Source organism: Kitasatospora sp. NPDC059803, from assembly GCF_042732255.1.
Lineage (GTDB): Bacteria > Actinomycetota > Actinomycetes > Streptomycetales > Streptomycetaceae > Kitasatospora.
Genome location: NZ_JBHWIJ010000290.1, coordinates 10,311 through 10,876 on the forward strand (window position 1 = coordinate 10,311; position 566 = coordinate 10,876).

General features: G+C 73.5%; 1 protein-coding gene. It reads left to right on the forward strand.

The genetic code is table 11. The features are described from left to right. Positions 1–243: 243 nt before the first annotated feature. Positions 244–543 carry an ArsR/SmtB family transcription factor gene (locus tag ACFV6I_RS32355; RefSeq protein ID WP_380429168.1) on the forward strand — a complete coding sequence of 100 codons (300 nt, stop codon included), beginning with the start codon at positions 244–246 and terminating at the stop codon, positions 541–543. Positions 544–566: the final 23 nt, after the last annotated feature.

The following is a 566-nucleotide window of genomic DNA, read 5'->3' on the forward strand; positions in this document are numbered from 1 at the left end:
ATCAACCCCGCCGCGCCCGGGCCCGCCTGCACCACCCGTGCGGGGGGCCTGGGGGGCTCCGCCCGGGCGGCGGCCCGGGGGCCGGGGCCGCCCGCCACCTTCCCGACACCGGGGGGAATCTGACGCCACGTCACCGACGGTTCGTCCAGGTCATCGGCACCCCGCCGGACGGCACCGCACTGCCCCACTGACCGGCGTCGGCTCGCCGAGGCCCTGCCGTAACACGCCGGTACGCTTCCAGCCATGGATGTTGACCTGGTCACCGCCCTGCGGGCGATCGCCAACCCGACGCGCCTGCAACTGCTGGCATGGTTGCGCGAACCCGAACGCCACTTCCCCCTGGAGGAAGCGGTCGCCGACCCGCGCGAGGTCGGCGTCTGCGTCAGCCACATCCAGGCCAAGGCCGGCCTCGCCCAGTCCACCGTCTCCGCCTACCTCGCCGAACTCCAGCGCGCCGGCCTCGTCCGCGCCACCCGCATCGGCAAGTGGACCCACTACCGCCGCGACGAGGCCCGCATCGCCGCCCTCATCACCGCTCTCTGATACCAATATCCGAGCCCCACACA

Excerpts from the sequence above, each read along its gene's own strand:
- ACFV6I_RS32355 (WP_380429168.1), top strand. The coding sequence starts at position 244 with ATGGATGTTGACCTGGTCACCGCCCTGCGGGCGATCGCCAACCCGACG.